This window comes from Bradyrhizobium sp. (assembly GCF_019244115.1).
In the GTDB taxonomy this organism is placed as follows: Bacteria; Pseudomonadota; Alphaproteobacteria; order Rhizobiales; family Xanthobacteraceae; genus Bradyrhizobium.
Genome location: NZ_JAFATE010000849.1, coordinates 1 through 4,988, shown reverse-complemented (window position 1 = coordinate 4,988; position 4,988 = coordinate 1). Strand labels below are relative to the sequence as shown.

The 4,988-nt window shown below is 59.6% G+C and carries 6 protein-coding genes; 3 read left to right on the top strand and 3 right to left on the bottom strand.

Annotated elements, in window-relative coordinates:
- Together JOZ76_RS35930 and irrA are read right to left on the bottom strand one after the other, a co-directional pair.
- Positions 1-284, bottom strand: a 284-nt coding sequence (locus tag JOZ76_RS35930; protein ID WP_291706114.1) for a DUF736 domain-containing protein, incomplete at its 3' end; no start/stop codon positions are given.
- 372 nt (positions 285-656) lie between these two features.
- Positions 657-1,148 (bottom strand): iron response transcriptional regulator IrrA, encoded by a 492-nt coding sequence (gene irrA / locus JOZ76_RS35925; protein ID WP_291706113.1) that lies wholly within the window; start codon positions 1,146-1,148, stop codon positions 657-659.
- A 173-nt stretch (positions 1,149-1,321) separates the two neighbouring features.
- Here irrA and JOZ76_RS35920 point away from each other — a divergent pair, with 173 nt between their 5' ends.
- Positions 1,322-1,663 (top strand): DUF6788 family protein, encoded by a 342-nt coding sequence (locus JOZ76_RS35920; RefSeq protein ID WP_366938670.1) that lies wholly within the window; start codon positions 1,322-1,324, stop codon positions 1,661-1,663.
- Positions 1,664-1,668: 5 nt separating this feature from the next.
- Positions 1,669-3,075 (top strand): ISNCY family transposase, encoded by a 1,407-nt coding sequence (locus tag JOZ76_RS35915; protein ID WP_291706115.1) that lies wholly within the window; start codon positions 1,669-1,671, stop codon positions 3,073-3,075.
- 108 nt (positions 3,076-3,183) lie between these two features.
- On the opposite strand, the gene JOZ76_RS35910 is transcribed toward JOZ76_RS35915, so the two are convergent.
- On the bottom strand, positions 3,184-3,366 hold the full coding sequence (locus tag JOZ76_RS35910) for an aminoglycoside phosphotransferase family protein (RefSeq protein WP_291706111.1): 183 nt from the start codon (positions 3,364-3,366) through the stop codon (positions 3,184-3,186).
- 1,001 nt (positions 3,367-4,367) lie between these two features.
- Here JOZ76_RS35910 and JOZ76_RS35905 point away from each other — a divergent pair.
- On the top strand, positions 4,368-4,796 hold the full coding sequence (locus JOZ76_RS35905) for an ester cyclase (RefSeq protein WP_291706110.1): 429 nt from the start codon (positions 4,368-4,370) through the stop codon (positions 4,794-4,796).
- The last annotated feature ends 192 nt before the right edge of the window (positions 4,797-4,988 follow it).

The following is a 4,988-nucleotide window of genomic DNA, read 5'->3' as shown; positions in this document are numbered from 1 at the left end:
ACCAGTGCGTAGGCGTCATCGACCGCGACGAGGTTTGCGTAGATCGGCGCCGGGAAGGACGGATCGTCGAGCTTGACCGCGTGGTAGATGGTGTTCTCTTTCGAGGTCCGCTGCCATGCGGCGCCGATCTCGACGGTGCCGGCCATCACGCGCAGGTTCGGCGCCTTATCGCTTTGCGAAGGTTCGGCCGGGAGCAGGCGTGCCTTGACGTTTAGTGAGAGCGTCTTGATGGTGCCGGTGTACGAACCGTCTTCGGCGCGGGTGAAGGTGCCAATCTGAGCCATGGTGATCTCCTGTTGCTGTTTCCAAGCCCGCGACCATCGCGGCCTTGATGGCGATCTTTGAGCGCCGCAACGACCGACCCGCAGCCCCGGCCCGCAGCGTCAGCGGAGGATGGCGGGGCTGAGTGATCTTGTTGTCTCGCGAGGAATGCCGCCGCTTGGCGGCAGGGGAAGAAGATCGCGAATGAGCCATTGCGGGTAGAGGACGGCGAGCAGAGCGAGCGTATTGTGGCGCGTGATCCGCCAGCAAAAGGCCGTTATGGACGCGGGCTCTGGCACCCACGGGAGGCATCGGCTTAAAGGCACCTTCCGGGTCCGGGGCCGCGATCACCTTGAATCACCGGCTGCCCAGGATTGACGAGGCGGACCGTGGCCTCAGGTCTTCTTGCGCAGCCGGACGACCATGTCGATGCGCGAAATCTCGTAGCCTTCGGGCAAGTCCGGTATCTTCTTTAGCACCAAGTGCGGATCGGGAATGTCGACTAGCTCGTGATTGTGCTCGAGATAGAAGTGATGATGCGCTGACACATTGGTGTCGAAATAGGTCTTTGTGCCATCGACGCTGACCTGCCGGAGCAGACGGGCATCGGTCAACTGATTGAGCGTGTTGTAGACGGTCGCGAGCGAAACCGGCACCTTGGCCAGCGTCGCTTCCTCATAAAGCATTTCGGCGGTGAGGTGCCGCGCGCCCTTACCAAACAATAGCCAGCCGAGCGCCATTCGCTGCCGGGTCGGGCGAACACCTGCCGCCTGCAGCATCTCGTTCACGTCGTGCCACGGGCATCCAGTCAGCAGGGCCTGTCGCCCCGTCTGCGAACACCTGGAATCAACTGGTTTTGGCTTCAAAATCGACGCGCTGTCACTCATTTCGGTTCGGTCACACCAGGCCAGATTCGAAAACTAACATTTAGTTTAGCTACTTCCCGGCGCAAAATTGATCGACGTTGGCGAGTCCGCAGAATCTGTGGGTGCGGGAAAAGCTGCAAGGTCGAACGGAATTAGAGTTGACGGTGGCGGTAGCCGCTGATTCATTCTTATGAATGATTCGGGAGCAAACCCTGCGGGTGCGCGAGAGGCTGGTGGGCAAATTGCCGATCTGCGGCGAATTGCTGCGCGGAACGCTGCTGGAGCGCACGGTCCGACACACGAAGAATTGCCCGAAGTGCGCGCGCGGAGAAGGACATCAGGTGTTCGTCTTGACGGTGACGTATCCGGGAGGACGTACACGCCAGATCAGCGTGCGGCGCGAGCGTGTCGCCGAGGTGAGGCGCTGGCTGAGCAACTATCAGGAGCTGAAGGAGGCGATCGAGGCGATCTGCGAGCTCAATCATGATCTGCTGCGCCCGGAGCGGTCGGCGGCGAAGGCGCGGAGCAAACTATGATCGCGATGCGACGCAGGCAGCTCAGTTTTGCTGATGGATTGATTGCCGAGGAAGTGAGCGATCTTCGCGACAGCTGGATGGAGCATGCCGATGCCGTGCTGGCGGACGAAGCCATTGTTTCGGCGGTGTACGAGGCCTTGGCGCATCGACACCCCAAGAGCCGTTCTCGCGGGCGCCATGGCACGCCGGCCGAGGTGGTGCTTCGACTTCTGGTTCTGAAGCATATCCGCAATTGGAGTTACCATGTGCTGGAGCGCGAGGTGCGCGCCAATCTGGTATACCGCGACTTCACCCGCGTGGGCGGCGGCAAGATGCCAGACGCCAAGACGATGGGTCGCTGGGGTGTCGCGCTCGGGCCAGAGGTGATCAAGCAGGTTCACGAGCGGTTGGTGCAGATAGCTCGAGACAAAGGTGTGACTGCCGGACGGCGGATGCGCGTGGATACGACGGTGGTGGAGACGGATATCCATCATCCGACCGACAGCACCCTGCTGGGAGATGGAGTTCGAGTGCTGACCCGCATCATGCGCAAGATCACGAAGATCGCGGGTGCGGCTGGGACGAAACTGCGCGATCGCAGTCGAAGTGTGAAGTTCCGGCTGCTGGAGATCGGACGGGTGGCGCGGGCCAAGGGTTCGCTCAATCAGGACAAGTTGAAGCAGCGCTATGCTCGATTGTTGGACACAACGAGCCGGGTGGTCGGACAGGCGAAGCGCTTCTCCGATGAGATCGGCCGGCGCGTGAAGCGATCGAGAGACATCTTGGAGCAGTTTGCGCTGAACGGCCTGCGCCAAGAGCTTGATCTGATCATCCCCAGGGTCAGGCAGGTCATGAAGCAAACCAGGGCCCGCATCTTCCGCGCCAACACGCGCAGCGAAGGCAAGCTGCTCAGTCTGTTCGAGCCGTCAACCGAGGTCATTCGCAAGGGCAAGGCCGGCAAGCCGAACGAGTTCGGCAAGATGGTGAAGCTGCAAGAGGCCGAGAACCAGATCATCACCGACTACCAAGTCTACGCTCAGCGGCCGCATGATTCAGACTTGCTGATCGCGGCGATCGAGACCCATCAGGTGCTGCTCGGTCGTGCGCCGCGCCTGGTGGCGGCAGACGCTGCATTCTATTCTCTCAAGAACGAGGCGGCCGCGAAGGCGAAGGGCGTCAAACGCGTCTGCATCCCCAACCGCTCGACCAAGAGCGCCGAGCGCAAACGCGAGCAGAGAAAGCGTTGGTTCCGCAACGGCCAGAAATGGCGCACCGGATCAGAGGGCCGCATCAGCGTGGTCAAGCGTAGGCACGGGCTTGTCCGCTGCCGCTACAAGGGTTATGTCGGAATGAATCGCTGGGTCGGCCTCGGCGTCATCGCCGACAACCTCATCAACATCGGTCAAGCCCTCAAACGGCAGGCGGCCTCTTAGCCGCCCGATCAGACCAAAACCAGGCCCGCCGGTCGTTCCCGGCGGGCTTTGCATTGATGTACGCAATCGTCACAATGCTGATCGCATCAATTTTGCGCCGGGAAGTAGCTAAGATACGTGCGGCGCCCACCATTCCATCAGGGCGCCGCCGCGACGTTCGTCGCCTGCTCGAGACACTTTGAGCATGGCAGGATCGCCGGACTGCCGCACTGGAAGCAATTCGGCGGCCGGCGTCGTAATCGGAACACCATCGGGGGCCAAGCGCCAACGCGTTAGGTAAGGCTCAAACATTCGGCACCTTTTGAGTTAAAGAGGCGACGTTTTGCAAACGGTCGCCAAAGGTCCGTTCAGGGTCAGACTCGGAAAGTCTCGCGGCGAGCAAAACGAATCCGCTTGTCATCAAGCAGCCGACGTAAGCGCTGGTCCACGTGAAGGTCCGAGTCGGGCCAATAACCGAACTCGGGAACGCCAGTGGGCGTATCACTGCAGTCGCACGGAATCCGCCAACCATTCGCCATCATAATAGTATATCGAAATTTCTACATCGGCGTCGGCAAATCGAGTCTGAAAAGCCTCAGCGCCCGTGCTGTTGAAATTTTCGCACGTGCACTTGATAGTCGCGCGAGCGCGCGCTCGCCACTTATGATCTTCTCGCGACTGTACATCTGTAATGCTGTGCAATCGGTCAACTACCGGCTTACAATACTCGTGAGCGTGAGGATTGCATTTGTGTCCAAGCTGCACCTCCTCAGAGGTGTCGTAAAAGTGATGGTCTCTTGCTGCATTTTCAAACTTACCCAACGACGGTGACACCGACCACGAAAGCTGCACGCATCCATAGACGAGCAAGCCAAAAACCGCCAAGCCAACGAGTCCGCCAAGGCCGGGAAAGTCGATCCGGGGCATGAGTTTCCAATTCGCTTGTTAAGAGCGTTATTCGACTGTCCTGCTCCAACAAAAACATAACACGCCACGAGGTCAGGTACATCCTCGATCACACCTATGCTGGCGCCGCCAGATCGCCGCTTTGGGTCACGAGCTACCTCCCCGAACCCTTAAGCACCACGGCAGGTTGTACCCCAGATAGCTGCCGACTTGTTGCGCCGCCGAATTTCGGCAGCACCGGGCCATAAAGAGAAATGCGGCGATTTAGCACCAAATTCTGCACGGGTTAACCAGCTAATAGTCAGAACATCTGACACACGCTACTGATTGCGTCGGCGTTGAAAACCCGCCCCGCCAACGGCAGACTGTGCGCGGAAATCAGGAGACCGACGAAGGCGAGTGTGGACATGGCGAATGAAGCAACCAAGGATCTTGTGCGGTCCTACTATGAGCGGGTAGTCGCAGGCGGCAGGTACGATGAGATTTTACGGTTCGTTGGGGCGAACTATGTAGATCATAACGCTCCACCGGGTGCCCCGCGCGGCGCTATCGCAGTTGAAGCCCATCTCCGCGGAATAAGAAATACGTTTCCTGACTTTGCCATACAAATTCATGAGGTCGTCGCTGAAGGTGATTGGGTTGCGTCACGCGTAACGGCAACAGGCACCCACCTCGGGGCATGGCATGGCGTGGAGCCTTCCGGCAAATGCATTGCGCTTCGAGGCATCAATCTCGATCGCGTCTCGGACGGCCGGATCGTGGAGCATTGGGGCGAAGCCGATACATTGGGAATGTTGATCCAAATGGGTTTGGATCCATTCAAGCTACCAAAATGAGACCTCGCGTGGTGGGGACTGGTTTGGGTTGCGGGCAATGATGTGTAATTTCTGTGCCAGAGAGGCGAATCCGGTCTGGGTCACCTGCTGCATTCCTGAACGGGGCGCGCGAGGACCGCTCTGCCGCTGGGGAGCTGCCGACTTGCTGCGGCGCCCGCGTCGGCAGCCTTGGCCATGAGCGCAAGTGGCGGG